We start from the raw sequence: 23,012 nt of genomic DNA, 5'->3' as shown, positions 1-23,012 counted from the left end.
AAAAAATCCCGCGCGCGGAGCGCGCCAATCAGACACTGAGCAGGGCGACACCTAGGTTGAGTGCCGTGGCGTACAACAGCCACGCGAAATATGGCACCAGCAACCAGGTGGCCGCCCTGCTCACTTTGGCCGCGCTGCACAGGGTCACCCAGACCATCACGTCCAGGATCACGATCAGGGCCAGGGCTGGCCAGAGCCACTTCATGGCGAAGAAGATCGGGGTCCAGGCCAGGTTGAACATCAGCTGGGTCCACCACTGCCACAGGCCGCGGCTGACCTCCAGCGGGTGGGTGTCCCGGTGCTGCCAGAGCTGCCAGGCGGCCAGCGCGATCAGGCCGTACATCAGCGTCCAGATCGGCGGGAACAGCCAGTTCGGCGGGGTGAAGAAGGGCTTGGGCGCGGCGTTGTACCAGGCCGCGACGCCCGCCCTGGCGGAGATGCCCGCCACGCCCGCGACCACGTAGCTGGCCAGCAGGAAGCCGATCAGGACGACCACGCTGCGCGGTCCGGAGGTCCAGGAGGCGCGGGGCGGCATGGTCCACAGCAGACCGCATCCGGCGGGAGGCGGCAAGCCGGGTCAGGACACGCTGAGTCGCGCCCGGGTGCCCGCCACCCTCGGCCACCACGGCGCGAGCGTCTCGGCCTCGTCCAGGGCCAGCCGGGCGGCCCGGTTGTCGCCGGTGGCCATCAGGGCCCTGGCCAGGGTGGCCAGGTCGTCGGCGCGGCTGAGGGTGGCGCCGCTGTTGCGGGCGCCGGAGCGGGCCAGGGTGGCCGCGCGGTCGGCGTTGCCCGCCAGCAGCTCCAGCAGGGCCTTGGTGCCGGTGAGCTTGAAGCCCGGGTAGCCGAGCTGTTCGGCGTCGTCCACGGCCTGGCGGGCGGTGGGCAGGCCGGTGGCCGCGTCCAGCTGGCCGACCTCCACCGCGTTCGCGGTCAGCGCGGCCAGTGAGGCCAGCGCGAAAGCCAGGTCCCGCGGCTCCTGGGCGGGGTCGGAGACCAGGCCGATGGTCAGCGCGAGCGCCTCGGCGTAGCGGCCGCGGGCCTCCAGCAGCGCGATCCGGGTCGCGGTGGTGGTGCGCCGCCCCGGGTGCTCCCTGGACAATTCGGCGGTCAGCGCCTCCGCGGTCTCCAGGTCGCCGCCGTTGACCGCGTCGATGGCCTCGTTGACCAGCGGCGCGGACTGCCATTCCGCGACCCGGTGCCGGGGCAGCCGCGGCAGCTGGAACAGCAGCCAGCCGGTGGAGGTGGTGCCCGCGTCCCGGCGGGGCAGCAGGCAGTGCGCGCCGGTGGCCAGCGCGCCGATGAGCAACCCGCGCCCGAACGGCGTGTCCAGCACGGTGGTCAGGGCCAGCACGGCCGCGCCGCCGCCGATCGCGGAGGCCACGCCGGCCAGCCACATCCGGCACCGCGCGGGCGCCGCGCCGGGGCCGACCGAGACGCCGAGCATGATCGGCAGCAGCCGCACCGACACGGTCCGCCGCGGTGTGCGCAGCTCGTAGACCCTGGCGCCCAGTCCCACCACCACGTCGTGCACCCGCACCCGCAGCGCCAGCGCGCCCAGCAGCAGGCCCAGTTGCAGCGCCATGAGCTCGGCCAGCATGCCGACCACCGCGCCGAGCAGCCCGGCGACCGCCGGATCGAGGGCACGCTCCACGGCCACCACGGCGATGGCCGCGGAGGCGATGAACATCCGTCCGGGTCGGATCGGGCGAGTCAGGGAGCCCATGTTCCCGAGACGGTACGCGGTACCCGTGGGTTCCGGCGGGCGTCAGTACGTATGCGAGGGTGGCAAGGTCCGCCCGATCGGGCAGTGGCGGTCCTGGCCGGTGCGCGTGGGCGTGCTAACGCCGTCCCGTGCCCACCTGCCCTTTCGGGCGGCCGGACGGCAGGCGGGCGCACGCCCCGGAGCTGGGCCCGGCCGGACCGGAACTGGTCAGGGCCGACTCAGGTCACCGATATCCCTGGGCCGCAACCGGTTTGCCGCCCGATCGGGCGGGTTCGCCGCGGCCCTGCGGAAAAGCGCTGGACAGCGTTCACGGCACCGCGGGCGTGCCGCCCGGCACCACCGGCAGCCCGGCCGCCTGCCAGCCGCGGAAGCCGCCGACCAGGTCGGTGGCCCGGCGCAGGCCCAGCCGCTGGGCGTCCCTGGCGGCCAGGCTGGAGGCGTAGCCCTCGTTGCACACGATGATCACCGGGCGGTCCGCGGTCAGGCCGGGCAGCCGGAACTCCCCGTGCGGGTCCAGCCGCCACTCCAGCACGATCCGCTCCACCGGCACCGCGCCCGGGATCTCGCCCTCGGCGGCCCGGTTGGCGATCGGGCGGATGTCCACCACCAGCGCGCCTGCCTGGCGCAGCTCCTCGGCGGCGGCCGGTTCCACCCGGTCCAGCACGGCACGGGCCTCGGCAAGGAGGTCCTCGGCGGTCGCGGTCATCAGGAGTCCTTTCGGGGTTCGGGCACCGCGGTGTACTCGGTCAGGCTGGCGTACTCCGTGGTCGGCAGCAGCGGCGGCGAGTAGGCGTGCACGCTGGCCGCGCCGATCGCGCCCAGGTTGCGCACCTGGTGCGCGCGGCCGCGGCCGAAGGCCACCGTGTCACCGGTGGCCCTGGTGGCCGAGCGGACCGGGCCGCCCGGGTAGCGGTAGTCCTCGCGCAGCTCGCCCAGCAGCACGGTGAACGAGCCGGACGCGCCGCCGTGGTCGTGCGGCGCGGTGCCCTGGTCCTGGGCCCAGGACAGCAGCCACAGCTCCACGCCCTCGGTCAGCGCCAGCCGCGCCCACCAGCGCTGTTCGTGGCCGAACTCCAGGATCTCCAGCAGTGGCGTGGTCAGCTCGCCGGCCACCGTGCTGGTCAGCGCGCGCAGCTCCTGCGGGGTCCACAGCGGGCGGCGCGGGTGCAGCAGGTCGTGCAGGTAGGGCAGGTCCAGCTTGGGGTGGACATCGGGCCGGAACAGGGAAGTGGTCACGTGTTCGCTCCAGGTCGCGGGTGGCTTCGGGGTGCGGAGCCAGACGCGGCGCGGCGCTGGTCCCGGACGCGGGAACCAGCGAGTGGAGGGGGTGACGCCGAGCGCGGATGAGGGCTCAGCGGCCGCGCCGCGTCAGCGGACACACGCAGCTGGCGACCCGGAGCAGGTCCACAGTGCGGTCACGCCACAGCGGCGGGCAGATCATGGCTCGATGGTGCCAGAAACCTGACCCGGTTGTCAGCGGCGTCTCACCTGGTGGCCCGCAGCAACATCAACGTCCGGCCGGGCACCGGCAGCGGCGTGCCAGGGGCCAGCGGGCCGGGCAGGGTGGGCGCGCCGTCGGCCGAGCCGGTGTCCAGCACCTGCTCGAAGCAGCTCGCGTAGCTCGGCCCCGGCAGCACGAACTCCACCGGCGCGGCGTCGGCGTGCAGCACCAGCAGCCAGGAGTGGTCCTCGGCCTGCGCGCCGGAGCGGGTGTGGCTGCGGCAGTCCGCGCCGTCGATCCACATGCCCAGGGTGTGCCGGGACCCGTCGAACCAGTCCGTCTCGGCCATCTCCTGCCCGTCCGGGCGCAGCCACACCAGGTCCGGCTCGTCCTCCGGCGTGGTCCGGCCCTCGAAGAACTCGTCCTGCCGCAGCGCCGGGCACTCCCGCCGCAGCCCGATCACCCGCTTGGTGAAGGCGAGCATCGCGAAGGCCGGTGAGCCGGGCACGGTCGGGCCGGTCCAGTCCAGCCAGGAGGTCTCGTTGTCCTGGCAGTAGGCGTTGTTGTTGCCGCCCTGGGTCCGCCACAGCTCATCGCCCGCGGTCAGCATCGGCACCCCGGTGGACAGCAGCAGCGAGCCCATCAGGTTGCGGGCCTGCCGGGCGCGCAGCGCGAGCACCGCGCCGTCGGCGGTCTCGCCCTCCACGCCGTGGTTCCAGGACCGGTTGTCATTGGCCCCGTCCCGGTTGTCCTCGCCGTTGGCCTCGTTGTGCTTGTCGTTGTAGGAGACCAGGTCGCGCAGGGTGAAGCCGTCGTGCGCGGTGACGAAGTTCACCGACTGCCACGGCCGCCTGCCATCGTCGGCGTAGAGGTCGGAGGAGCCGGTGAGCCGGTAGGCCAGGTCGCGCACGTCGGTGCTGGCCCGCCAGAAGTCCCGCACGGTGTCCCGGAACCGGCCGTTCCACTCCGCCCACTGCACGCCGAAGTCGCCGACCTTGTAGCCCTCGCCGGTGGCGTCCCAGGGCTCGGCGATCAGCTTGGTCTGGCACAGCAGCGGGTCGGTGGTGATCGCGGTGAGCAGCGCCGCGTGCCGGTCGAACGCGCCGCCGCCGGGCCGTCCCAGCACGCTGGCCAGGTCGAACCGGAACCCGTCCACGCCCAGCTCGCCCGCCCAGTAGCGCAGCGAGTCGGTGACCAGCCGGACCACCGTGGGCGAGCCCGCGTCGAGGGTGTTGCCGCAGCCGGTCAGGTCGTAGCCACCGCCATTGGGGCCGTGCAGGTAGTAGGCGGGGGCGTCCAGGCCGCGGAAGCTCAGCGTCGGGCCGTCCAGGCCGCCCTCGCAGGTGTGGTTGAACACCACGTCCAGCAGCACCTCGATGCCGGCCTCGTGCAGCGCGGCGACCATGGCGCGGAACTCCTCGACCTCCCGGCCCGGCTCGCTGGCGTAGGCCGCGTGCGGGGCCAGGAAGCCCAGCGTGGAGTAGCCCCAGTAGTTGTGCCGCCCGGCGCGGGCCAGCGCGGGCTCGTCGGCGAAGGCGTGCACCGGCAGCAGTTCCACCGCGGTCACGCCCAGCCGCACCAGGTGCTCGACGACCACCGGGTGGGCCAGGCCGAGGTAGGTGCCGCGCAGGTGCTCGGGCACCGCGGGGTGGCGCTTGGTGAAACCGCGCACGTGCAGCTCGTAGACGACGGTCTCCTCCCACGGCACGTTCGGCCGCGGCCCGGTCGCCGGCCCGCCGGGCGCGGTGACCACCGACAGCGGCACGCTGCCCAGGGAGTCCACCGCGGACGGGACCCCGCCCATCGGGTCCTCACCCAGATGGCCCAGCGTTGCGTCCATATCGGTGACCGTGCCGCTGATCCGCCTCGCATAGGGGTCGACCAGGATCTTGGCCGGGTTGCAGCGCACGCCCCGGTAGGGCTCGTACGGCCCGTGCACCCGGTAGCCGTAGCGCTGGCCGGGCGCCACGCCGGGGAGCAGGCCGTGCCAGACGCCGAAGGTCCGCTGGGTCAGCTCGAACCGCCGCTCCACCAGGCGGCCGTCCGGCCCGTCGTCCACCAGGCACACCTCGACTGCCTCGGCGGATGCCGACGCCACCGCGAAGCGGACCCCGCCGGGTTCCGGATGCGCGCCGAGCGGGAACGGCGCGCCGGCGAGCACCTGGGTCTCGTCGTCGGCAGTCATGCCCTTGATCTTGCCTCCTCCGGGGCCGGTTGCGGGAGCGTCGAGGGGACAGCCTGCCTCCCCGGTGGACGGGCCCGCGAGCGGGATGACAAGAATGGGGGCCGTGACCGAGCACGGCGGGCTGCCGGCCAGCGGGGCCAACGGTGTCGATGTAACCGATCTGGTGGTGCGCATGGACACCGTGGGTGTCCGAAGAGGGCGCACCACGCTGGTCCGTGGGATTGACTGGCAAGTGGAGCTGGACGAGCGCTGGGTGGTGCTCGGCCCGAACGGGGCCGGCAAGACCACCCTGCTGCGCCTGGCCGGCGCGGAGATGCATCCGACCTACGGGACGGTGCACGTCCTCGGCGAGAAGATCGGCCGCACCGACGTCTTCGAGCTACGGCCCAGGATCGGCTTCTGCTCCGCCGCGCTGGCCGCCCGGGTGCCCGGCGAGGAGCTGGTGCGGGACCTGGTGGTCAGCGCCGGGTACGCGGTGCTGGGCCGCTGGCGCGAGGACTACGACCAGCAGGACACCCGCCGCGCCGACGAGCTGCTCAAGGCCATGGGCATCGCGCACCTGGGCGACCGGACCTTCGGCACCCTCAGCGAGGGCGAGCGCAAGCGCACGCTGATCGCCCGCGCGCTGATGACCGACCCGGAGATGCTGCTGCTCGACGAGCCTGCCGCCGGCCTGGACCTGGGCGGCCGGGAGGACCTGGTGGCCCGGCTCTCCGAGCTGGCCATGGACCCGGACGCGCCGGCCATGGTGCTGGTGACCCACCACGTGGAGGAGATCCCGCCCGGCTTCACGCACGCGCTGCTGCTGCGCGAGGGCGGCGTGGTGGCGCAGGGCCTGCTGGACGACGTGCTGACCGAGCAGAACCTCTCGGCCGCCTTCGGCCAGAACCTGACCCTGCGGCGGGACGGCGACCGCTTCTTCGCCTGGCGCAAGTAGCGGGGTAAGTACTTCGCGTACTTGACGTACTTGCTTCCCGGTGGCACGCTGGTGTGGACCGGGGAGGCAGGCATGTCCGCTGTGCACTACGACAGCTACACCCAGGCTCGCGCGCACCTGAAGGACCTGTTGGACGCCGCCGAGCAGGGACGCCTCGCCACGGTGCGGCGGGACGCGGCCATGACCGTGGTGGTCGACGTCGAGCGCCTGCGCCACTTCCTCGCCTCGATCGTGCCCTCGCGTGCCCAGGTGGTGCCGGAGGCGGGCGGCTGGTCGGTCTTCATCCCCGGACTGCCGGTGGCGGCCGACGGCGGGTCCTTCGACGAGGCGATCGCCGAGATGATCGGCGCGTTGCGGGAGTACGCCGAAGACTGGCAGGAGCGGCTGCTCAACGCGCCGAACCACCGGGACAACTGGGGCCTGGTGCAGCTGATCAGCTTGAGCGACGACGAGCAGCTGCGCGACTGGCTGGTGGGTGCCGCGCGGTGACCTCCTGGCCGCAGCCGACCCGTCAGGCGCACCAGAAGTTCTGCCTGGTCGAGGAATGGCGCCAGGTGCGGGACGCGCGCGGCCGGACCGGAACCCATCACGTGACCTACGAGCTCCACCTCGTCGACGGTCGGATCCTGCGCACCCGCGTCTCGCACCCGGTGGACCGCAGCTGCTACGGGCCGAGCATCTGGCGGCACATCCTCCGCGACCAGCTCGACGTCGACGAGCCGGTGTTCTGGGCGTGCGCGCGAGACGGCGTCAAGCCCGCTCGCGGGGTGCCCGAGCCGCCTGCGGAGGCGTTGCCCGCTGAGCTGGTGCACCTGCTGATCTCGCAGGTCGGCCTGGCCGAGGCCGAGGTGGCGAAGCTGGGCAAGGCGGAGGCGGTCGCCAGGTTGCAGCGGTTCTGGACCGAGGGCGTCTGATCCCAGTGGGCGACTGCGCCGGTGCCGTTCGGTTACTGCGCGGTAGCCTTCCTCTCGTAAGCCTGTGGTCAGCGCGAGGAGGGCACCAGCGTGGGTGAGTTCGTCAGGCTCGAAGTCGACGGCGGGGTGGGCACCATCCGGTTGGACCGGCCGCCGATGAACGCGCTGAACAAGCAGGTCCAGGAGGAGATCCGGGCCGCCGCGACCGAGGCTTCCACCAGGGACGACGTGCGCGCGGTGATCGTCTACGGCGGCGAGAAGGTCTTCGCCGCCGGTGCGGACATCAAGGAGATGGCGGACATGTCCTACGCGGAGATGTCCGCGCGGGCCGGGGCGCTGAGCTCCGCGTTCGCCGCGGTTGCCGAGATCCCCAAGCCGACCGTGGCCGCGATCACCGGGTACGCGCTCGGCGGCGGGTTCGAGCTGGCGCTGTGCTGCGACCGGCGGATCGCCGGGGACAACGCGAAGCTGGGGCAGCCGGAGATCCTGCTCGGCATCATCCCCGGCGCGGGCGGCACCCAGCGGCTGGCCAGGCTGGTCGGGCCGAGCAAGGCCAAGGACATCGTGTTCACCGGCCGGTTCGTCGGCGCTGAGGAGGCGCTGCGGATCGGCATGGTGGACGAGGTGGTCGGGCCGGAGGACGTCTACGCCGCCGCGCTGCGCTACGCCGGGCAGTTCGTCAGCGGTCCGGCCGCCGCGCTGGCCGCGGCCAAGGCCGCCATCGACGGCGGGCTGGACAACGACCTCGGCAGCGGGCTGAAGCTGGAGAGCCACCTGTTCTCCGCGCTGTTCGCCACCGAGGACCAGAAGATCGGCATGCGTTCGTTCGTGGAGAACGGTCCCGGAAAGGCGAAGTTCGTTGGCCGCTGACCCCACCCCCAACCCGCACGCCACGGCCGAAGAGGTCGAGGCGGCTTTCCGGGATCCCAAACTCGCCAACGTGCTCTACCACGACTGGGAGGCGGGCACCTACGACGAGAAGTGGTCCATCTCCTACGACGAGCGCTGCATCGACTACGCGGTCGGCCGGTTCAAGGTCGCGGCCGGTGACGCGGGCCCGTACGAGCACGCCATGGAGCTGGGCTCGGGCACCGGGTTCTTCCTGCTCAACCTGATGCAGGGCGGGGTGGCCAAGAAGGGCTCGGTCACCGACCTCTCGCCGGGCATGGTCGAGGTCGCGCTGCGCAACGCGAAGAACCTGGACCTGGACGTGGACGGCCGGGTCGCCGACGCCGAGCGGATCCCGTACGAGGACGAGAGCTTCGACCTGGTGGTCGGGCACGCGGTGCTGCACCACATCCCGGACGTGCAGGCCGCCTTCGCCGAGGTGCTGCGGGTGCTCAAGCCCGGCGGCCGGTTCGTCTTCGCCGGTGAGCCGACCAAGGTCGGCGACTTCTACGCCCGCCGTCTCGGCCGCCTGACCTGGTGGCTGACCACCAACCTGACCAAGCTGCCGGTGCTGGACTCCTGGCGCCGTCCGCAGGCCGAGCTGGACGAGTCCTCCAGGGCCGCGGCCCTGGAGGCCGTGGTGGACCTGCACACCTTCGACCCGACCGAGCTGGAGCGGATGGCCCGCGCGGCCGGCGCGACCGGGGTGAAGGCCAGCACCGAGGAGCTGACCGCGGCCCTGTTCGGCTGGCCGGTGCGCACCTTCGAGGCCGCGGTGCCCAGGGAGAAGCTCGGCTTCAACTGGGCGATGTTCGCCTACCGCACCTGGCAGCGACTGTCCTGGGTGGACGAGAAGCTGCTCACCGGGCTCATCCCGCGGGAGGCCTTCTACAACGTGCTGATCACCGGCACCAAGCCTTAGGCCGGGTTCAGGGCCTCGCGGGGGGTGGCAAGTTGCCGCTCACCGCGGGGTGACGGCCGCCGCCCGACGCACAGCCTCCGCTCGGCGCACGGGCCGGGTGATCCACGGACAACCCCGGCCCGGCTGGGCACCCTGTCGGCATGAGGGAGGCGGCGGCCGGGACGGCTGACGAGGTGTTGACGCGGATCCGGCGGGCCCTGCCCGGCGGCGCGACCCAGGGCTGCGCCACACCGGCGGCCCGCCCGGAGTGCCCGGTCAGCCCGGACGGCAGGCACTGCCAGTCCGCCACCGGCGCGCCCGTCTGCCAGTTCTGCGGCGCGGCGATGTGAGCGTTCGGCGCCGCCGCCAGAGCACAGTTCCGCTGCGCGGCGACGGGAGAGTTCCGCGCCGCCGCGGGGTGAGTCAGTAGGCGCTGGTCGGGATCCAGTCGGCGTGGCCGAAGCCGGTGCCGCCGGTCTGCGGCTCGAAGCTCCAGCCCTGGGCCGGGTCGGCCGGGTTGCAGTTGGCCAGCTGGATCGCCGCGCCCGCGGTCTCGTTCGCCGGGGCCAGGCAGACCGCCGGGTTGGCGGTGGAGCGCAGCAGGCCCTCCACCACCGCCCAGCGCTGGTTGGCCGCGCCGGTGCACTCCTGCAGCTGGATGGCCGCGCCGGGGGCCAGGGCCGGACCGGCCGGGCCGAGGCAGCGGTCGTGGTTGAGCTCGATGTGCAGCGCCGCGGTGGCCGGGTCCCGCCAGAAGCCCTGGTTGCCGCCGCCGGTGCAGTTCCAGGCCAGCAGCTTGTAGCCGACCCTGGTGGAGTAGCCCTCGGCGTCGGCGCACAGGCTGGTCTTGGCGTTGCGCAGCTGCCGGAAGTCCAGCAGGCCGCGGTAGAGCGTGGCGGTGCCGGTGCTGGCCGGGTCCACGCAGGTGCCCTCCGGCCAGCCCGGGTTGGCGTAGAAGGCGGTCAGGCAGTCGCCGTAGGCGGTGTGGCCGGCCTCGTTGGGGTGGAAGGACTGCTGGCTGCCCAGGAAGGTCAGCCCGCGCGCCCACGGGGTGTCCGAGCACACCTCGTGCCCGTGCAGCAGGCGGCTGGTGTCCAGGTAGCGGACGCCGGTGTTCTTCGCGGCCTGCCGGATCGCGCGCTCCACCAGCGGCAGCACCTTGTTCCGGGCGAAGGCCTGGTCCTTGAGGTAGAGCAGGCAGCCGCCCTGGTCCCAGCCGGGGAACTTCGGGTTGTCCTCCACGTCGGGGCCCAGCGGACTCGGGTAGCTGCCGAGGACGAGCTGGTAGTCGCCGTCGCCGTAGCCGGCGTCCCGCATGGTCTGCCGGACGCTGGCGATGCCCTTCTCCAGCGCGGCCTGGGTGCCGTTGGCCCGCTGCTGCATGCCGTCGGTGTAGGTCGGCCAGCAGTTGCCGACCAGCAGCAGCCTGCGGCTGGCGCAGTCCCTGGCCAGCGGCCCGAACTCCAGCCCGCCGGTGTCGTTGGCCCCGGACATCAGCCAGATCAGCTTGACCCTGCTGTTGCGGGCCTTGATCGCCAGGCTGTCACCCTGGTTGAGCTCGTCGAACTGCTTGGCGCCGCTGCGGTACACCAGGTGCGTGCTCTCCGCACCGGAGCACGCCAGGTTGAACCGCAGGTCGGTGTCGAACCGAGCCTGGTGCACCGCGGCGTCCACCGAACGGTGGCAGAAGTTCAGCGGACCGTCCGTGCCCGGTTCGTAGTTGCCGACGCCCTCACCCGAGACCTGGCTGTCCCCGAGGCTGACCACCGACGACTTGCGCTGTTCCAGCGGCCGGAGTTCCGGGCTGCCGTACAGCGAGGTCGACTCGCCCGCGCGGATCTTCTCCAGATCCGTGGGCAGCTCCTGCACCGCGCGGACGCGGGCCGAAGCGGGGACGGCCGGGACGGCGAGCAGCCCGGCCAGGCAGGTCAGCAGCAGGGACAGGCTCAGCAGTCGAGCAGGAACGGCGGCGGCACGGACGCGGGCGGTGCGACGGGCGGTCGTGAACACCCCATCCTTGTCGCACGTCCGGCACGGCGGCGGAACCCTCGGGGACGCCGGGTCACCCGAGGGTTCCACGCATGTACCCGGCCGGTTGACCGTTGCCGGGACAAGTGTCAGCGCGTAGCCGAGTCGCCGGGCCTACCGGAACAGCCGGTCGCCGGGGTTGGCCATCCGGTGCGTGCCGCCGTGCTGAGCCACCCAGTTGCGGACCGCCGCGATGGACTGGGAGCACTCCCAGCCGTCGTTGTACTCGGTCACCCGGTGCTTGGCCCAGCCGGCGATGATGCCGTTGACACCGGCCTCGCCGAGCAGCTTGTCCACGTACCAGGGGTCGTCGTAGTCGGTGGTCCAGGAGAACGTGGCCGCGAGCGCGCCGGAGTCGCGGTACCTGGCCGCCTTCTTCAGCTCGGTGCAGGTGTAGTAGGTGGCCTCGGTGCAGTTGCCGAACCCCTTGCGGATGTCGGAGTCGCCGTAGTCCATCGCCCGGCGGCCGTTGGGCAGGCCGGCCCCGTGCTTGGCGTAGACGCCCTGCACCGTGCCCAGGGAGCCGGTGGTGATGATCCCTTCCAGGTTGCCGAGCTTGCCCTGCAGGCTCTGCCAGCCCCGGCCGCCCACGTCCGGGTTGCTGCCGGGGTGGTACTCGTAGAACCCGTAGAGCACCTGGATGCCTGCCGCGGTCAGCTTCTGCGCCTTGTCCCGCAGCCCGGCCACGCTGCACGTGCGGTTGGGCGCCTCGCCGCAGTAGTTGGGGTCCTTGATGTCCAGCCAGACCAGGGACAGCCGCCGGCCGGCCCGCGCCTCGGCCACGATCAGGTCGAACATGGTGTCCACGCTCGGGCCGTACCGGTTGTTCCCGGCCGAGGAGCAGTCGTGCCAGGCGCGCCATTCGTTCGGGTTCCACCAGGCGCACATGTCGATCTCGATGGCGTTGGCCCCGTGCTTGATCGCGGCCCGCACCCCGTCCGGCGTGTTGACCCGGTGCGCGATGGCGTAGATCGGCCGTTGCGCGGCGGCCACCGCGGGCGGGACACCGACGAACCCGATTCCGAGCACCGTGCACAGTGTGGCCAGCACCGCCGCGAGTCTTCGTTGATTCACCGTCATCCCGATGATGCTGGCCGGGAAACGACGGCGTCGACCGGTTCGCGGGGAGAGTGTGCCTGTAGCGCCCAGGCGAACTGGCCGAAGAGGCACGAAGGCGGCGCGCGAGGCGGGGTCGCGCGCCGGCCTTCGTTATCGGGACAACTCGGCTGCCAGCGGGGTGGTGAGCCGTTCCAGCACGAACCGGCTGACCTCGGCCACGTCCGCCTCCAGCAGCACGTCGATCCGGCGGCCGGTGGCACCCGGCAGCCGGTTGCCGAAGGTCGCGCCGCGGCCGGGCCCGGTGCCGCAGTCCACCTCCACCGGCAGCGCGGTCCGCCGCAGCATGCCCGGCCTGGCCGCCTCCAGCACGGCGAGCACGTCGTGCAGGGCGACCTCGTCCACGCCGTAGACGCTGAGGTAGTGCCGCCGGTAGTGGTCGACCACCTTGGCCAGCGTCTCCGCCGGGCCGCCCGCCGCGGCGAGCTGGGCCAGCCAGGGACCGTCCACCGCGCAGCGCAGCGACAGGTCCAGCGGGACCAGGCTGGTCGGCACGTCCTCCTCCACCAGCACCCGGCGCGCGGCCTCCGGATCGCTGAGGATGTTGAACTCCGCGGCCGGGGTGGTGTTCCCGCTGGCCAGCCCGCCGCCCATGATCGACAGTCGGCCGATCTTGGGCTTGAGCTCCGGGTAGGCGGCCAGCAGCAGCGCCACGTTGGTCAGCGGGCCGATGGCCACGATGGTCACCGGTGACTCGGCCGCGCGCAGGGTGTCGGCCATCAGCTGCACCGCGCCGCGCGGGTCCGGCACGGCGGTGGCCTCGGGCAGCAGCGCGGACTGCCCGCCGAGGCCGTCCATGCCATGCCAGCCCTCCGCGCGGTAGGCCGCCGGGTACACCAGCGGCCGGTCCGCGCCGATGCCCACCGGCACGTCGGTGCGGCCCAGCATGGTCAGCAGGCGCAGGGCGTTCGCGCTGGTCAGCTCGGGTCCGACGTTGCCGAAGACGGTGGTCACCGCGCGCAGGTCCAGCTCGGGGCTGTTCACCGCGAACAGGAAGGCCACCGAGTCGTCGATGCCGGGGTCGGTGTCCAGGATCAGGGGCGTGGGGCTCATGCGAGCACCTCCTCAACCTCGTCGCGGGTGGGCAGCGCGGGCTGGGCGCCGTGCCGGGTGGCGGTGAGCGCGCCGACCGCGCAGGCCCGGCGCAGCGCCTCGGTGTCGGAGCGGCCCTCCAGCAGGCCGAGCATGAGCGCGGCGGTGAAGGCGTCCCCGGCCGCGGTGCCGTCCACCGCGGTGACCTGCGGCGGCGTGGCCTCGGCCACCTTCACCCCGTCCCGGCGCAGCTCCGCGCCCGCCGCGCCGTGGGTGATCGCGACCGTGCGGGCCAGCCCGATGTTCTCGATCGCCTCGAACTCGCCGCGGTTGACCACGACCAGGTCGGCCCGGCGCAGCACCTCATCCGGCACCGGGCGGGCCGGCGCGGCGTTGAGCGCGAAGAAGCCGGTGGCGTGCTCGGCCGCGGCCACCACGGCCGCCTCCGGCACCTCCAGCACGGTGAGCACCCCGTCGGAGCCGGCCAGCTGCGCGGGCTTGACCTCCAGGCGGGCGTTCGCGCCGGGCACCACCACGATGGTGGTCTCCGCGGACTCGTCCACCTCGATCAGCGCCAGCCCGGTCGGCCCGGGCACCTCGGTCAGCTCGGACAGGTCGACCCCGTCCGCGCGCAGCAGCGCCAGCGCCTCGGCGGCCAGCGCGTCCGTGCCGACCGCGGCGACCAGCCGCACGTCCGCGCCGAGGCGGCGGGCGGCCAGCGCCTGGTTCGCCCCCTTGCCGCCGGGGGCCTGGGCGTAGTGGGTGGCGGTGAGGGTCTCGCCGGGCTGGGGCAGGGCGGGCAGTCGCGCGATGAGGTCGAGATTGACGCTGCCGACGACGGTGATGGATACAGGCACGGCTCTATCCTGCCCTGGGTGTGTCTGTCCGGTCGTGTCTGCGAGAGTCGTGATCGAGCCGGTCGCTGGCGGTGCGGCCGGAACGGCCTCATACCCGGCAGTATTCGGGCGTTCCGGCCGTGCCGCCAGCGACCGGCTCGGCGCGGCTATCGCGGGCACGACCGGGCAGACACACCCAGCACTGGCCCGTTAGGGTTCTCAATTCATGACGAGCATGTGGGGCGCGCCGCTCGCGTCGCGTCTGGGTTCGTGGCGGAAGTCACGGCGGGACCCCCGGCAGGCGAAGTTCCTGACCATGGACTCCCTGCGCTGGGTGGTCCGCAACCGCGCCTGGACGCCCTGGTACCTGGTCCGCTACTGGCGGCTGTTCCGCTTCCGGCTGCTCAACCCGCACGTGGTCCTGCGCGGCATGGTCTTCCTCGGCCGCAAGGTCGACCTGCACTGCCGGCCGGGGTACGGGCGGCTGGAGATCGGTCGCTGGGTGCACATCGGCGACGGCAACGCCATCCGCTGCCACGAGGGTTCGCTGCGCATCGGCGACAAGGCGGTCTTCGGCAAGGACAACGTGGTCAACTGCTACCTCGACATCGAGATCGGCGACTCCACGCTGGTCGCGGACTGGGTCTACATCTGCGACTTCGACCACGTCACCGCGGACATCCACCAGCCGATCAAGGACCAGGGCATCGTGAAGACCCCGGTCCGCCTCGGCCCGGACTGCTGGCTGGCGACCAAGGTGACCGTGCTGCGCGGCACCAGGGTCGGCCGGGGCTGTGTGCTGGGCGCGCACGCGGTGGTCAAGGGGGACGTGCCGGAGTACTCGATCGCGGTCGGCGCGCCTGCCCGGGTGGTGCGGGACCGGCGCGCGGACTACGAGGCGGACGCGGCCCGGCGCGCCGCGGTGGCGGACATGGCCCGCAAGGCCAAGGAGGCCATGCAGCAGAACCTGGGCGACTAACTCCGCGCCAGCACCCACTTCGCGGCCGCCCGCCCCGAGTCCAGCGCACTGTCCACAGTGGACTCGATCACGCCGCCCCAGGCCACCGTCTCGCCCAGTGGCGCGGTCACCAGCCGCGCCGCCCCGGGCTCCGGCCGCAGCACGTAGGCGCCGAGGGCGAACGGGTCCGAAGCCCAGTCGTGCCACAACGCCCTGGTGTGCCGGATCTCCGGCCGCCCGCTGATCCGGCGCACCGCCAGCAGGGCCTGGTGCGCGCGCCGGTCCGCCGGCAGTGCCCACAGCTCGCGCGCGGCCTCGCCGACCGCCCAGGTCACCACGACCTGGCCGCGGTAGCCGCGGATCCCGGCGGAGGCGTCCCAGACCGCGCACGGGCCGTCGGAGAAGTCGGCGAAGGCGCGGCCCCGCCTGGGCAGCACCGGGCGCGGGAACTCCAGCAGGATCTTGGCCACCGGCAAGGGATGAAGGCTTTCCAGGGCGCGCCTGCGGTCCTCGGGCAGCGGCGGGGTGAACTCGACCGAGCCTGCCCGCAGCACGCCCAGCGGCAGGGTGAGCACACACCGCCGACCGCGCAGCACTGTGTCGTCCGCGGTGTGCAGCGCCACCCCGTCCGGACCGTGCTCGATCCGCCGCACCGCCACCCCGGTGCGCACGTCCAGCCCGGCGGCCAGTGGCGCGAGCACCTGGTCGTAGCCGCCGAGCACCCGGAAGTCGCCGCCCTCCCGCCAGGTCAGGTCCGGCAGCCGTCCGTTGAGCAGCGCCTCGGCCAGCAGCACGCCCTCGCCCGCCGGTTGCTCCCGCAGCGAGCCGAGGTCGGCCTCCATGGCCAGCACGGCCAGCGGCAGGTTGCCCCTGGGCAGACCGGCCCTGGTCAGGTAGCTCTCCGCGTCCTCGCCCGGCAGCGGCTCGGGCACCGGGCCGTCGTGCGCGGGCCGTCCGTGCGGCATGTGCCAGACCCGCCGCGAGTTCTCCGAGATCCACCGCGCGTCCGCGGTGCGCCGGAGGTAGGCGCCCAGCGCCCTGGTCCGGACCCGGCGCAGCAGCGGCCAGGTGGAGACCCGGCTGCCGTGCACCAGCTCCGCGCCCAGCTCCACCGGCACCGGCATCCTCGCGCGGTCGGTCCACAGCCGCCCGCCGATCCGGTCCCTGGCCTCCACCACCAGCACCCGCCTGCCGGCCTCGGCCAGCGCCCGCGCCGCGCCCAGCCCGGCCGCACCGGCCCCGACCACGAGCACATCCGCGTCGAACATCGAACCCTCAGTCGAACCGGAGGTGCCGGAGCTGCACCCGCCACCGCCGCAGCTGCGCGGTGACCGGGTTGTCCCGGTTGGGCAGCAGCCGCAGCTCGGCCCGCCCGGCCACCTCCTCGGCGACCTGGGACACGGTGCGGTTCTCGGTGGGCACGTGCTCGGCGAAGAGCGGATCGGCCAGCGCGGTGGCACAGCGCTCGTACTGCGCCGCCGCCCAGCCGTTGCGGCTCTCGCCCCGGGTGCGCAGCCGCCGCAGCAACACCTCCCGGTCCGGCACGGTCAGCGTGTAGTGCCTGACCTGGTGCCCCAGTTCGCGCAGCCCGCCGATGATCTCCTCGTAGTAGCCGGGGTTCACCAGCGTCATCGGCACGATCACCACTCCGGGCACCGATTTCACGATCTGGTCGAGCATCTCCCTGGTCCCGGTGCGCCACAGCGGGATGTCCTGGAAGTCCGACCGCTGCTGCTTGGGCAGCATCCGGTGCATCCCGAAGCCGAGGAACTCGGGATCGGCGATGTGACTTCCTGGCAGCCGGCGCTGGAGCTCGTGTGCCACCTGGGTCTTGCCCGCGCCAAAGGTTCCGTTGATCCACAACAGCATGAGGTCGAAGCTACCGGGACCGTGATCCGGCACCACCCGTTCGGCCCAGCGTCACCCGCCGATGGGCGGCTTAGGGTGCCTGTTCCTGTCGTCGTCGGGGATGAGCGGTGCGAGGTGGACCGTGTCCATTTCCCGATTCAGGCTGCTGACCGGACTGTGCGCCAGTGGCGCGTTGCTCGCCGGCTGTGGTGCGTCCCCCTCGGTGCAACCACCGCGGTTGCCGGAAACCTCCGTCACCACGGCCGTGAGCACCACGACCACCACGACCACCACCACGACCACCACGCCGCCGCCCGCCCCGCCGCAGCCGAGCCAACCGCCCGCCCCGCCACCGGTCCCGCGCACCTCGGCCAAGCCACCGGCCCCGCCGAAGACCACGCCCAAGCCGCCACCGCCGCCGCCCGCGCCCAAGACCGACCCGCGTTACCGGACCTGCAAGGAGGCCAAGTCGCACGGCCTCGGCCCGTACTACCTGGGCATCGACCCGGAGTACCACTGGTACCGCGACGCCGACCACGACGGGAAGGTCTGCGAGTAGCCGCTACTCCCGGCCGAAGACGTTCCCGGACGGGATCTTCGGGCGGCCCAGCACAGGTCGGGGTCCCCGGGTGGTGGCGGCGTAGACCGCGGTGGTGTCGGCGGCGATCAGGTCCCAGTTGAAGTCGGTGGACAGCCGGGCCTTGGCCGCCCTGGCCCGGCGCTTGGCCGCGGCCGGGTCGGCCAGCACCGCGCGCACCGCGCTGGTCAGGCCGTCCAGGTCGCCGGGGGTGAAGGACAGGCCGGTGCGGCCGTGCTGGACCACCTCGCCCAGGCCGCCCGCGGTGGAGGCGACCAGGGGGGCGCCCGCGGCGGCGGCTTCCAGGGCGACGATGCCGAAGGGTTCGTAGCGGCTGGGCAGGATGACCGCGTCGGCGGCGGGCAGCAGGGCGGAGAGGTCGCGGTCGGCGAGGTGGCCGACGAAGTCCACCGCGCGGCGGACGCGCAGCTTGCGGGCGGCCTCGACCAGGTGCGGCTCGTGGATGCCCTTGCCCGCCACCACCAGGCGGGCGCCGGGGTGCGCGCGGCGGATCCGGGGCAGCGCGGCCAGCAGGTCCTGCACGCCCTTCTCCCACTCCAGCCTGCCGAAGAACAGCAGCAGCGGCGCGCCGTCGGGGGCGTGCCGGGCGCGGGCGGCGGCCACCTCGGCCTGGTCCACCCGCCAGCGGCGCGGCTCGATCCCGTTGTGCAGCACGGTGATCAGCTCGGACTCCACCTCGAACAGGTGCGCCGCCTCGTCCCGCATGGCGGCCGAGCAGGTGATCAGGCCGTCGGCGGAGTTGGCCAGCCACCACTCCACCGAGTGCACCTGCTGGTTCAGCGTGTGCGACAGCCAGCCGCTGTGCCGGCCGGCCTCGGTGGCGTGGATGGTGGCGACCAGTGGCGCGTCCGCGGCCTCGGCCAGCGCGATCGCGGCGTGCGCGACCAGCCAGTCGTGCGCGTGCACCACCTGCGGCCGCCAGTCCCGCAGCAGCGCCAGCCCGGTGCGGATCATGGCGTGCCCCATGGCCAGTGTCCAGGCCACCAGGTCCTGCTCGAAGGTCAGGTGCGCCGGGTCCTCGGCCACCCGCAGCACCCGGACCCCTTCACCGAGGACGTCCTCGCCGGGGTGGGTCACCGCGTCCGTGCCGGCCGGGTGACGGCACAGCACGACCACCTCATGCCCTTGGGCGGCAAGGCTTTTTGCCAGCGCGTGCACATGACGGCCCAGGCCGCCGATCACGACCGGCGGGTACTCCCAGGACAACATCAGCACGCGCATGCGGACCCGTTCCTCCCCGTGTGTGCGGACAACCTATCCATCAGCACGCACCCTCAGCGCACGCGCGTCCAGGTGGCCGAACAGCCCGTCCGGTCCGCGCAGCTCGGCGGCCAGTCGTAGCGCCCGGCCGCGGTCGCCCTCGGTGAGCAGCCGGGCCAGCTCGTGCGCGTGCCCGCCGTGGATCTTGGCTCGCCGCCGCGCGTAGTCGGCCGCGGAGTCCTTGGTGACCATGAACGCCCAGTCGCTGGACAGGCTCAGCAGGGTCTCCCGCAGCAGCTGGTCGAAGGCCGGGTCACGGGTGGTCCCGGCCAGATGTCCGTCCACTGTGGACAGTACCCGGCGTTGCAGGTCCGCGCCGTCGGTGACCAGGTCGGCGACCTGCTCGCCGTCCCAGACCCGCCAGTCCTTGCCGGAGCCCCAGGAGGAGGCGGGCAGCTCCACCGGCGCGCCGAGGTGACCGGCGGCCAGCGCGCCGCGCAGCGTGCTCACCCGCACCCCGGCCTCCGGCAGCGCGCGCAGCACCGCCTCCAGCCAGGCCGGGCCCTCGTGCCACCAGTGCCCGAACAGCTCGGTGTCGTAGGCGGCCACCACCAGGCCCGGTTGCCCGTCCCGCGCGGCCAGCTCGGTCAGCCGCCGCACCACGGTGTCCACGAAGTCCGCCGCGTGCCTGGCCACCGCGGCGGCGGCCAGTTCCGGCTGGTACGGCCGTTTCTGCTCCGGCGGCACCTGTTTCCCGGTGACCCGCGAGGGTTTCAGCCCGGACGGGTGGTCGTAGGTGTGGAAGTCCCGGTAGGCCGGATCGCCCGGGTAGCCGGCCTTGGGTGACCAGACCCGGTAGGTCACCTCAAGATCGCGGCCGAAGCAGATCACGTCCGAGGAGCCGACCGGCCGCGCGGTCGCGGTGTCGCCGTGCAGGGCCGGGCCGTCCACCAGGAACCGGCGCACCCCGGCCGCCGCGTACCCGGTCTCCATGCCCGGCGCGTAACCGCATTCCGGGGCCCAGATCCCCTCCGGCGCGCGGCCGATCCGGGACGCGGTGTCCGCCAGACCCAGGCGCAGCGCGAACTCGCGCAGCCGGGGGTCGAGCAGCGGCTGGAACGGGTGCGTGGCCGGGCCGCCGAGCAGCTCGATGGTTCCGTTGTCCGCCAACGGTCGCAGCACCGGGGAGAAGCCGTGCCGCCAGCGCGACTCGAACTCCGCCAGGGTGGCCGAAGCCTGCCGGTGCTCGGCCGCGGCCAGCTCCCGCAGCAGCGGATCGCCGTGCTGCCACCGGGTTCCGGCGTAGTGCGCGCGGTTGAGCCAGGAGCCGAGCCAGTGGTGGTAGGCGCGCAGCGCGTACGGGTCGTCCAGCTGCGCGGCCAGCACCGGGGTCACGCCCAGGGTCAGCACTTCCCGGCGACCCTCGGCGGCGAAGTTCTCCAGCATGCGCAGCAGCGGCTGGTAGGAGTGCGCCCACGCCTGGTAGAGCCATTCCTCGCCGACCGGCCACACGCCGTGGTGGCTCAGCCAGGGCAGGTGGCTGTGCAGCACCAGGCTGAAGGTGCCGATCGGCGCCCGGCTCACGGCCGCACCGCCACGGCCACCAGGTCCAGGCTGGCGTCGATGTCCTCGGTGTGGATGGCGAAGTCCTCGACGGACACCCCGGCCACGTCGGTCAGCAGCGGTTCCGGCCAGGGCTGCCCGGAGAGCACCACCGCCACCTGCGCGTCGATGATCGACCCGCCGTGCGCGGCGTCCAGCTCGCGCAGCCGCGGCCCGTGGTGCAGCCCGGCCAGCAGCTCCACCCGGAACCCGGCCGCGCGCAGCAGTTCGTCCAGCTCCGACCCGGCGAGCTCACGGGTGTGGAACGGGTTCAGCGGGGTGTCCCGGCCGGGGGAGAAGGTGATCCGGTTCGGCGTGGTCAGCAGCAGCCGCCCGCCCGGCCGCAGCACCCGCAGGCACTCGGCCAGGAACCCCGGCTGGTCCCACAGGTGCTCGATCACCTGGAGGTTGGCCACCACGTCCACCGCGCCGTCGGCCAGCGGCAGCGCGGCCAGGTTCCCGCGCAGCACCGCCACCCTCGGGTAGGCCTTGGCCACGTGCGCCACGGTCAGCTCGTCGTAGTCCAGCCCAACCACCCGCGCGGCCACCGAGGCGATCAGGTCCGCGCCGTAGCCCTCCCCGCAACCGGCCTCCAGCACGGTCGCGCCCGCGCAGTGCGGCAGCAGCGCCGCGTAGGCCGCCTCGTGCCGACGGAACCAGTAGTTCTCCTCGGCGATGCCAGGGACAGTGCGCTCACCGGTGAGCGGCAGCGATTCGGCGGTCACCCCCGTACCCTACCGGTCAGTAACTCCAGGTACGAGGGTCAGCCTCCGCCAAACCCGAGCGCACTGGCCGCATCGGCCCACCGGTAGTCGGTCACCGAGTCGGTCCCGGCCTTGGCGAAGCGCCGGTACACCTGCGGCACCAGGTCCGCGGCGGCCCGCAGCGCGGTCTCGGTCTCGGTGTAGCGCGGCCGGAACGCCTGGCCGAGCACGCCTGAGCCGAGCGCGCCGGTCGCGGCGGCCAGCGCCTCCCGGTCGGCGCGCCAGGCCCGCTCGTAGGCGTCGGCGGTGCCGGCCACCGAGCGCATCGCGGCCTCGGCGGCCACCAGGTCCAGGTCAGCACTGTGCATATCAACTCCAGATGGGCATATCAACTCCAGATGGGCATATCAGTTCCAGAGCGGGTAGTCGGGCTCGTGGTTGCGCTCGCGGGCGATGTCGTCCTGCTCGCCCACGATCATCGCGGCGATGTTGTGCTCGGAGGTGCCGTGGCGCACGCTGTAGCCGGAGTGGCCGGAACCGGGCAGGCGCGGGGCCTCACCCGGGTAGGGCGAGGGTGCGGCGCCGGGCTCGCCGTGGATGGCGGGCAACTGGGACGGGTCGCCGCCGAAGGCGCCGGCGTCCGCGACCGGGTCGTCCCGGGTCTCCTGCACCAGCACCCGGTCCGGGGACAGACCCAGCTGCCCGGGGTCCAGCGTGCCGACGCCGGGGGAGCCCCAGACCGCGGCCCGGTCCACGCCGGTGCCCTGCAACAGGGCCAGGCCGGTGGTGGTCGAGCCGTAGGAGTGGCCGAGCGCGGTCAGCTCCGGGTCCACCTCGCGGGCCGCGTCGATGCCGCGCAGGAACGGGGCCAGCTTGTCCGCGCCCGCCCTGGCCGCCTGGTCCAGCAACACGGTCTGGCCGGCGTTGAACAGGCTGTCCCCGGTCAGCTGTGGCGCCTGGTAGCCGATCCAGGTCACCGTGGCCACCGTCTCGCCGTCGCGGCCGTTCTGCTTGAGCACCGCCAGGCTGCGCTCCCGCAGCGCGTTCAGGTCCGCGTCGTAGCCGCGCAGCGAGCCGTCCACCGTGCTGGTCAGGCCGGGGGTGAACACCGCGACGTGCTTGGCCTCGTCCACATCGCCGTTGCCGATGGCCGCCTCCACCCGCTCGCCCTGGGTGTCGAGCAGCAGCACGCTGCGCCCTGGCAACGTGGACACATCCCGCACCGCCTCGACCGAGGCCAGCTTGGCGTCGATGGCGGCCAGGCGCTTCTGGTGCTCGGTGTAGGCCTCCTCCCGGTCCCAGTTCAGGAACGGCCGGTCGCTGTTCTCGTACTGCCGGATCAGCTCGGCCCGCTCGGCCAGCAGCCGGTCCCGCTCGATGTCCAGCCGCAGCCGGTTGGCCTGGTCCCTGGCCGCGAACGGGATGCCGTCCAGGTTGCCGATCCACTCCGGCTGCTCCCGGATGATCGCCTGCCGGTCCGCCTCGCTCAGCCCCTTCCACCAGGCCGCGTTGGCCTCTGGCGAGCCGCCGGGCGGCGGCGGGGTGAGCCCGCCGAGCGGCTCGGGCACTGTGCTCGCGCTGAACCCGCCGCTGATCCGCTCGGCCGCGTCGGCAACCAGCTGTTCGACCTGGTCGGCGACCTGCCCGGCGTAGATCAGCGGGGCCGCGACGCCCAGTGCGGGAGCGGTGAGCAGGAAGGTCTTGGCGAAGCCGGGGGTGCTCTCCTCGATGTACTGCGCGATCGCCTGCTTCGTGCCGCGCACCTCGGCGGCGAACCGGCCCGCGTCGTCGGCGACCTTGGTCATCTCGGCCTCGATCCGGCGGAACTCGGCGGAGTCGCGCAGCTTGCCGGCCATCGCCAGGCCGGCGGCGTCCGGCCACACCCCGGTCACCTCGGCGCCGGTGCGCTCGACCTTCTCGATGGTCTGGCCGAGGCTGCCCGCGCTGCTCGTCCAGCGCCTGGCCAGCTCGTCCACCTGGTCCTCGTCGGTGTCCGGCCACGGCACCCGCAGGCGGACCAGCGCCCACAGCGGGCTGGACGGCTCGGCGATCGGCATGCCGGAAAGTCTCGGATCACCGGGCCCGCTCCGGTCGCCGCTGG

Annotated in this window: 24 protein-coding genes; 8 read left to right on the top strand and 16 right to left on the bottom strand. The window is 73.2% G+C overall.

The genetic code is table 11. The features are described from left to right. Positions 1-28: 28 nt before the first annotated feature. The 5 genes from M8C13_RS34880 to glgX all read right to left on the bottom strand — a co-directional run bounded on the left by M8C13_RS34880 (position 29) and on the right by glgX (position 5,349). Positions 29-535, bottom strand: coding sequence for a TspO/MBR family protein (locus M8C13_RS34880; RefSeq protein WP_252485048.1), 507 nt, complete (start codon positions 533-535; stop codon positions 29-31). Between the two features lie 42 nt (positions 536-577). Then, positions 578-1,723: a hypothetical protein gene (locus tag M8C13_RS34875; RefSeq protein WP_252485047.1), complete on the bottom strand. Its 1,146-nt coding sequence runs from the start codon at positions 1,721-1,723 to the stop codon at positions 578-580. 307 nt (positions 1,724-2,030) lie between these two features. Beyond that, positions 2,031-2,429 carry a rhodanese-like domain-containing protein gene (locus M8C13_RS34870; protein ID WP_252485046.1) on the bottom strand — a complete coding sequence of 133 codons (399 nt, stop codon included), beginning with the start codon at positions 2,427-2,429 and terminating at the stop codon, positions 2,031-2,033. Beyond that, positions 2,429-2,959, bottom strand: coding sequence for a cysteine dioxygenase family protein (locus M8C13_RS34865; protein WP_252485045.1), 531 nt, complete (start codon positions 2,957-2,959; stop codon positions 2,429-2,431). The genes M8C13_RS34870 and M8C13_RS34865 overlap by 1 nt, the downstream gene beginning before the upstream one ends. 248 nt (positions 2,960-3,207) lie before the next feature. Continuing rightward, a complete protein-coding gene (gene glgX / locus M8C13_RS34860; RefSeq protein WP_252485044.1) occupies positions 3,208-5,349 on the bottom strand; it encodes a glycogen debranching protein GlgX in 2,142 nt (713 codons plus the stop codon). Between the two features lie 172 nt (positions 5,350-5,521). On the opposite strand from glgX, the gene M8C13_RS34855 reads away from it, so the two are divergent. The 6 genes from M8C13_RS34855 (at position 5,522) to M8C13_RS34830 (ending at position 9,339) form a co-directional block, all read left to right on the top strand. After that, positions 5,522-6,286 (top strand): ABC transporter ATP-binding protein, encoded by a 765-nt coding sequence (locus tag M8C13_RS34855; protein ID WP_252485054.1) that lies wholly within the window; start codon positions 5,522-5,524, stop codon positions 6,284-6,286. A gap of 72 nt (positions 6,287-6,358) precedes the next feature. After that, complete coding sequence (locus M8C13_RS34850; protein ID WP_252485043.1) at positions 6,359-6,775, top strand: prevent-host-death protein; 417 nt, start codon at positions 6,359-6,361, stop codon at positions 6,773-6,775. Then, on the top strand, positions 6,772-7,200 hold the full coding sequence (locus tag M8C13_RS34845; RefSeq protein ID WP_252485042.1) for a cytotoxic translational repressor of toxin-antitoxin stability system: 429 nt from the start codon (positions 6,772-6,774) through the stop codon (positions 7,198-7,200). The genes M8C13_RS34850 and M8C13_RS34845 overlap by 4 nt, the downstream gene beginning before the upstream one ends. A gap of 90 nt (positions 7,201-7,290) precedes the next feature. After that, positions 7,291-8,070 carry an enoyl-CoA hydratase/isomerase family protein gene (locus M8C13_RS34840; protein WP_252485041.1) on the top strand — a complete coding sequence of 260 codons (780 nt, stop codon included), beginning with the start codon at positions 7,291-7,293 and terminating at the stop codon, positions 8,068-8,070. After that, entirely contained in the window at positions 8,060-9,010 is a 951-nt protein-coding gene (locus M8C13_RS34835) for a class I SAM-dependent methyltransferase (RefSeq protein WP_252485040.1), read from the top strand. The genes M8C13_RS34840 and M8C13_RS34835 overlap by 11 nt, the downstream gene beginning before the upstream one ends. 140 nt (positions 9,011-9,150) lie before the next feature. Further along, complete coding sequence (locus tag M8C13_RS34830) at positions 9,151-9,339, top strand: hypothetical protein (protein WP_252485039.1); 189 nt, start codon at positions 9,151-9,153, stop codon at positions 9,337-9,339. A gap of 73 nt (positions 9,340-9,412) precedes the next feature. Here the strand turns inward: M8C13_RS34830 and M8C13_RS34825 are convergent, their stop codons facing one another. The 4 genes from M8C13_RS34825 to M8C13_RS34810 form a co-directional block, all read right to left on the bottom strand. Beyond that, positions 9,413-10,999, bottom strand: a complete 1,587-nt coding sequence (locus tag M8C13_RS34825) for a ricin-type beta-trefoil lectin domain protein (RefSeq protein ID WP_252485038.1) — start codon at positions 10,997-10,999, stop codon at positions 9,413-9,415. Between the two features lie 132 nt (positions 11,000-11,131). Beyond that, on the bottom strand, positions 11,132-12,097 hold the full coding sequence (locus tag M8C13_RS34820; RefSeq protein ID WP_252485037.1) for a hypothetical protein: 966 nt from the start codon (positions 12,095-12,097) through the stop codon (positions 11,132-11,134). Between the two features lie 129 nt (positions 12,098-12,226). Further along, positions 12,227-13,186 carry a nucleoside hydrolase gene (locus tag M8C13_RS34815; protein WP_252485036.1) on the bottom strand — a complete coding sequence of 320 codons (960 nt, stop codon included), beginning with the start codon at positions 13,184-13,186 and terminating at the stop codon, positions 12,227-12,229. Further along, entirely contained in the window at positions 13,183-14,022 is an 840-nt protein-coding gene (locus tag M8C13_RS34810; protein WP_252485035.1) for a PfkB family carbohydrate kinase, read from the bottom strand. Before M8C13_RS34810 ends, M8C13_RS34815 begins: the two co-directional genes overlap by 4 nt. A 205-nt stretch (positions 14,023-14,227) precedes the next feature. Between M8C13_RS34810 and M8C13_RS34805 the strand changes: the two genes are divergently transcribed. Continuing rightward, entirely contained in the window at positions 14,228-14,980 is a 753-nt protein-coding gene (locus tag M8C13_RS34805) for an acyltransferase (protein WP_252485034.1), read from the top strand. Here M8C13_RS34805 and M8C13_RS34800 read toward each other — a convergent pair. Then, complete coding sequence (locus M8C13_RS34800; protein ID WP_252485033.1) at positions 14,977-16,227, bottom strand: NAD(P)/FAD-dependent oxidoreductase; 1,251 nt, start codon at positions 16,225-16,227, stop codon at positions 14,977-14,979. The genes M8C13_RS34805 and M8C13_RS34800 overlap by 4 nt on opposite strands. Positions 16,228-16,234: 7 nt before the next feature. Further along, positions 16,235-16,828 carry an AAA family ATPase gene (locus tag M8C13_RS34795; protein WP_252485032.1) on the bottom strand — a complete coding sequence of 198 codons (594 nt, stop codon included), beginning with the start codon at positions 16,826-16,828 and terminating at the stop codon, positions 16,235-16,237. 244 nt (positions 16,829-17,072) lie between these two features. Here M8C13_RS34795 and M8C13_RS34790 point away from each other — a divergent pair, with 244 nt between their 5' ends. Further along, positions 17,073-17,366, top strand: a complete 294-nt coding sequence (locus M8C13_RS34790; protein ID WP_252485031.1) for an excalibur calcium-binding domain-containing protein — start codon at positions 17,073-17,075, stop codon at positions 17,364-17,366. A gap of 3 nt (positions 17,367-17,369) precedes the next feature. On the opposite strand, the gene M8C13_RS34785 is transcribed toward M8C13_RS34790, so the two are convergent. Genes M8C13_RS34785 through M8C13_RS34765 form a run of 5 tightly spaced genes read right to left on the bottom strand, consistent with a single transcriptional unit; the run spans position 17,370 to position 22,968 of the window. Then, positions 17,370-18,626: a glycosyltransferase family 4 protein gene (locus M8C13_RS34785; RefSeq protein ID WP_252485030.1), complete on the bottom strand. Its 1,257-nt coding sequence runs from the start codon at positions 18,624-18,626 to the stop codon at positions 17,370-17,372. Positions 18,627-18,659: 33 nt separating this feature from the next. Continuing rightward, a complete protein-coding gene (locus M8C13_RS34780; RefSeq protein ID WP_252485029.1) occupies positions 18,660-20,189 on the bottom strand; it encodes a glycoside hydrolase family 57 protein in 1,530 nt (509 codons plus the stop codon). After that, positions 20,186-20,932 (bottom strand): class I SAM-dependent methyltransferase, encoded by a 747-nt coding sequence (locus M8C13_RS34775; protein ID WP_252485028.1) that lies wholly within the window; start codon positions 20,930-20,932, stop codon positions 20,186-20,188. Before M8C13_RS34775 ends, M8C13_RS34780 begins: the two co-directional genes overlap by 4 nt. Before the next feature lie 38 nt (positions 20,933-20,970). Further along, positions 20,971-21,279 carry a hypothetical protein gene (locus M8C13_RS34770; RefSeq protein WP_252485027.1) on the bottom strand — a complete coding sequence of 103 codons (309 nt, stop codon included), beginning with the start codon at positions 21,277-21,279 and terminating at the stop codon, positions 20,971-20,973. Positions 21,280-21,318: 39 nt separating this feature from the next. Then, positions 21,319-22,968, bottom strand: coding sequence for an alpha/beta hydrolase (locus tag M8C13_RS34765; protein ID WP_252485026.1), 1,650 nt, complete (start codon positions 22,966-22,968; stop codon positions 21,319-21,321). Positions 22,969-23,012 lie beyond the last annotated feature (44 nt).

The sequence above is a fragment of the Crossiella sp. SN42 genome (assembly GCF_023897065.1).
Classification (GTDB): Bacteria; Actinomycetota; Actinomycetes; order Mycobacteriales; family Pseudonocardiaceae; genus Crossiella.
Note: the sequence above shows the minus strand (reverse complement) of the source record. Positions and strands in the feature narration are given on the sequence as shown.

Bases quoted from the DNA above. Each gene is read 5' to 3' on its own strand.
- M8C13_RS34880 (WP_252485048.1), bottom strand. From the start codon at position 535: ATGCCGCCCCGCGCCTCCTGGACCTCCGGACCGCGCAGCGTGGTCGTC.
- M8C13_RS34875 (WP_252485047.1), bottom strand. From the start codon at position 1,723: ATGGGCTCCCTGACTCGCCCGATCCGACCCGGACGGATGTTCATCGCC.
- M8C13_RS34870 (WP_252485046.1), bottom strand. From the start codon at position 2,429: ATGACCGCGACCGCCGAGGACCTCCTTGCCGAGGCCCGTGCCGTGCTG.
- glgX (WP_252485044.1), bottom strand. From the start codon at position 5,349: ATGACTGCCGACGACGAGACCCAGGTGCTCGCCGGCGCGCCGTTCCCG.
- M8C13_RS34855 (WP_252485054.1), top strand. From the start codon at position 5,522: ATGGACACCGTGGGTGTCCGAAGAGGGCGCACCACGCTGGTCCGTGGG.
- M8C13_RS34850 (WP_252485043.1), top strand. From the start codon at position 6,359: ATGTCCGCTGTGCACTACGACAGCTACACCCAGGCTCGCGCGCACCTG.
- M8C13_RS34830 (WP_252485039.1), top strand. From the start codon at position 9,151: ATGAGGGAGGCGGCGGCCGGGACGGCTGACGAGGTGTTGACGCGGATC.
- M8C13_RS34820 (WP_252485037.1), bottom strand. From the start codon at position 12,097: ATGACGGTGAATCAACGAAGACTCGCGGCGGTGCTGGCCACACTGTGC.
- M8C13_RS34815 (WP_252485036.1), bottom strand. From the start codon at position 13,186: ATGAGCCCCACGCCCCTGATCCTGGACACCGACCCCGGCATCGACGAC.
- M8C13_RS34805 (WP_252485034.1), top strand. From the start codon at position 14,228: ATGACGAGCATGTGGGGCGCGCCGCTCGCGTCGCGTCTGGGTTCGTGG.
- M8C13_RS34800 (WP_252485033.1), bottom strand. From the start codon at position 16,227: ATGTTCGACGCGGATGTGCTCGTGGTCGGGGCCGGTGCGGCCGGGCTG.
- M8C13_RS34795 (WP_252485032.1), bottom strand. From the start codon at position 16,828: ATGCTGTTGTGGATCAACGGAACCTTTGGCGCGGGCAAGACCCAGGTG.
- M8C13_RS34785 (WP_252485030.1), bottom strand. From the start codon at position 18,626: ATGCGCGTGCTGATGTTGTCCTGGGAGTACCCGCCGGTCGTGATCGGC.
- M8C13_RS34770 (WP_252485027.1), bottom strand. From the start codon at position 21,279: ATGCACAGTGCTGACCTGGACCTGGTGGCCGCCGAGGCCGCGATGCGC.
- M8C13_RS34765 (WP_252485026.1), bottom strand. From the start codon at position 22,968: ATGCCGATCGCCGAGCCGTCCAGCCCGCTGTGGGCGCTGGTCCGCCTG.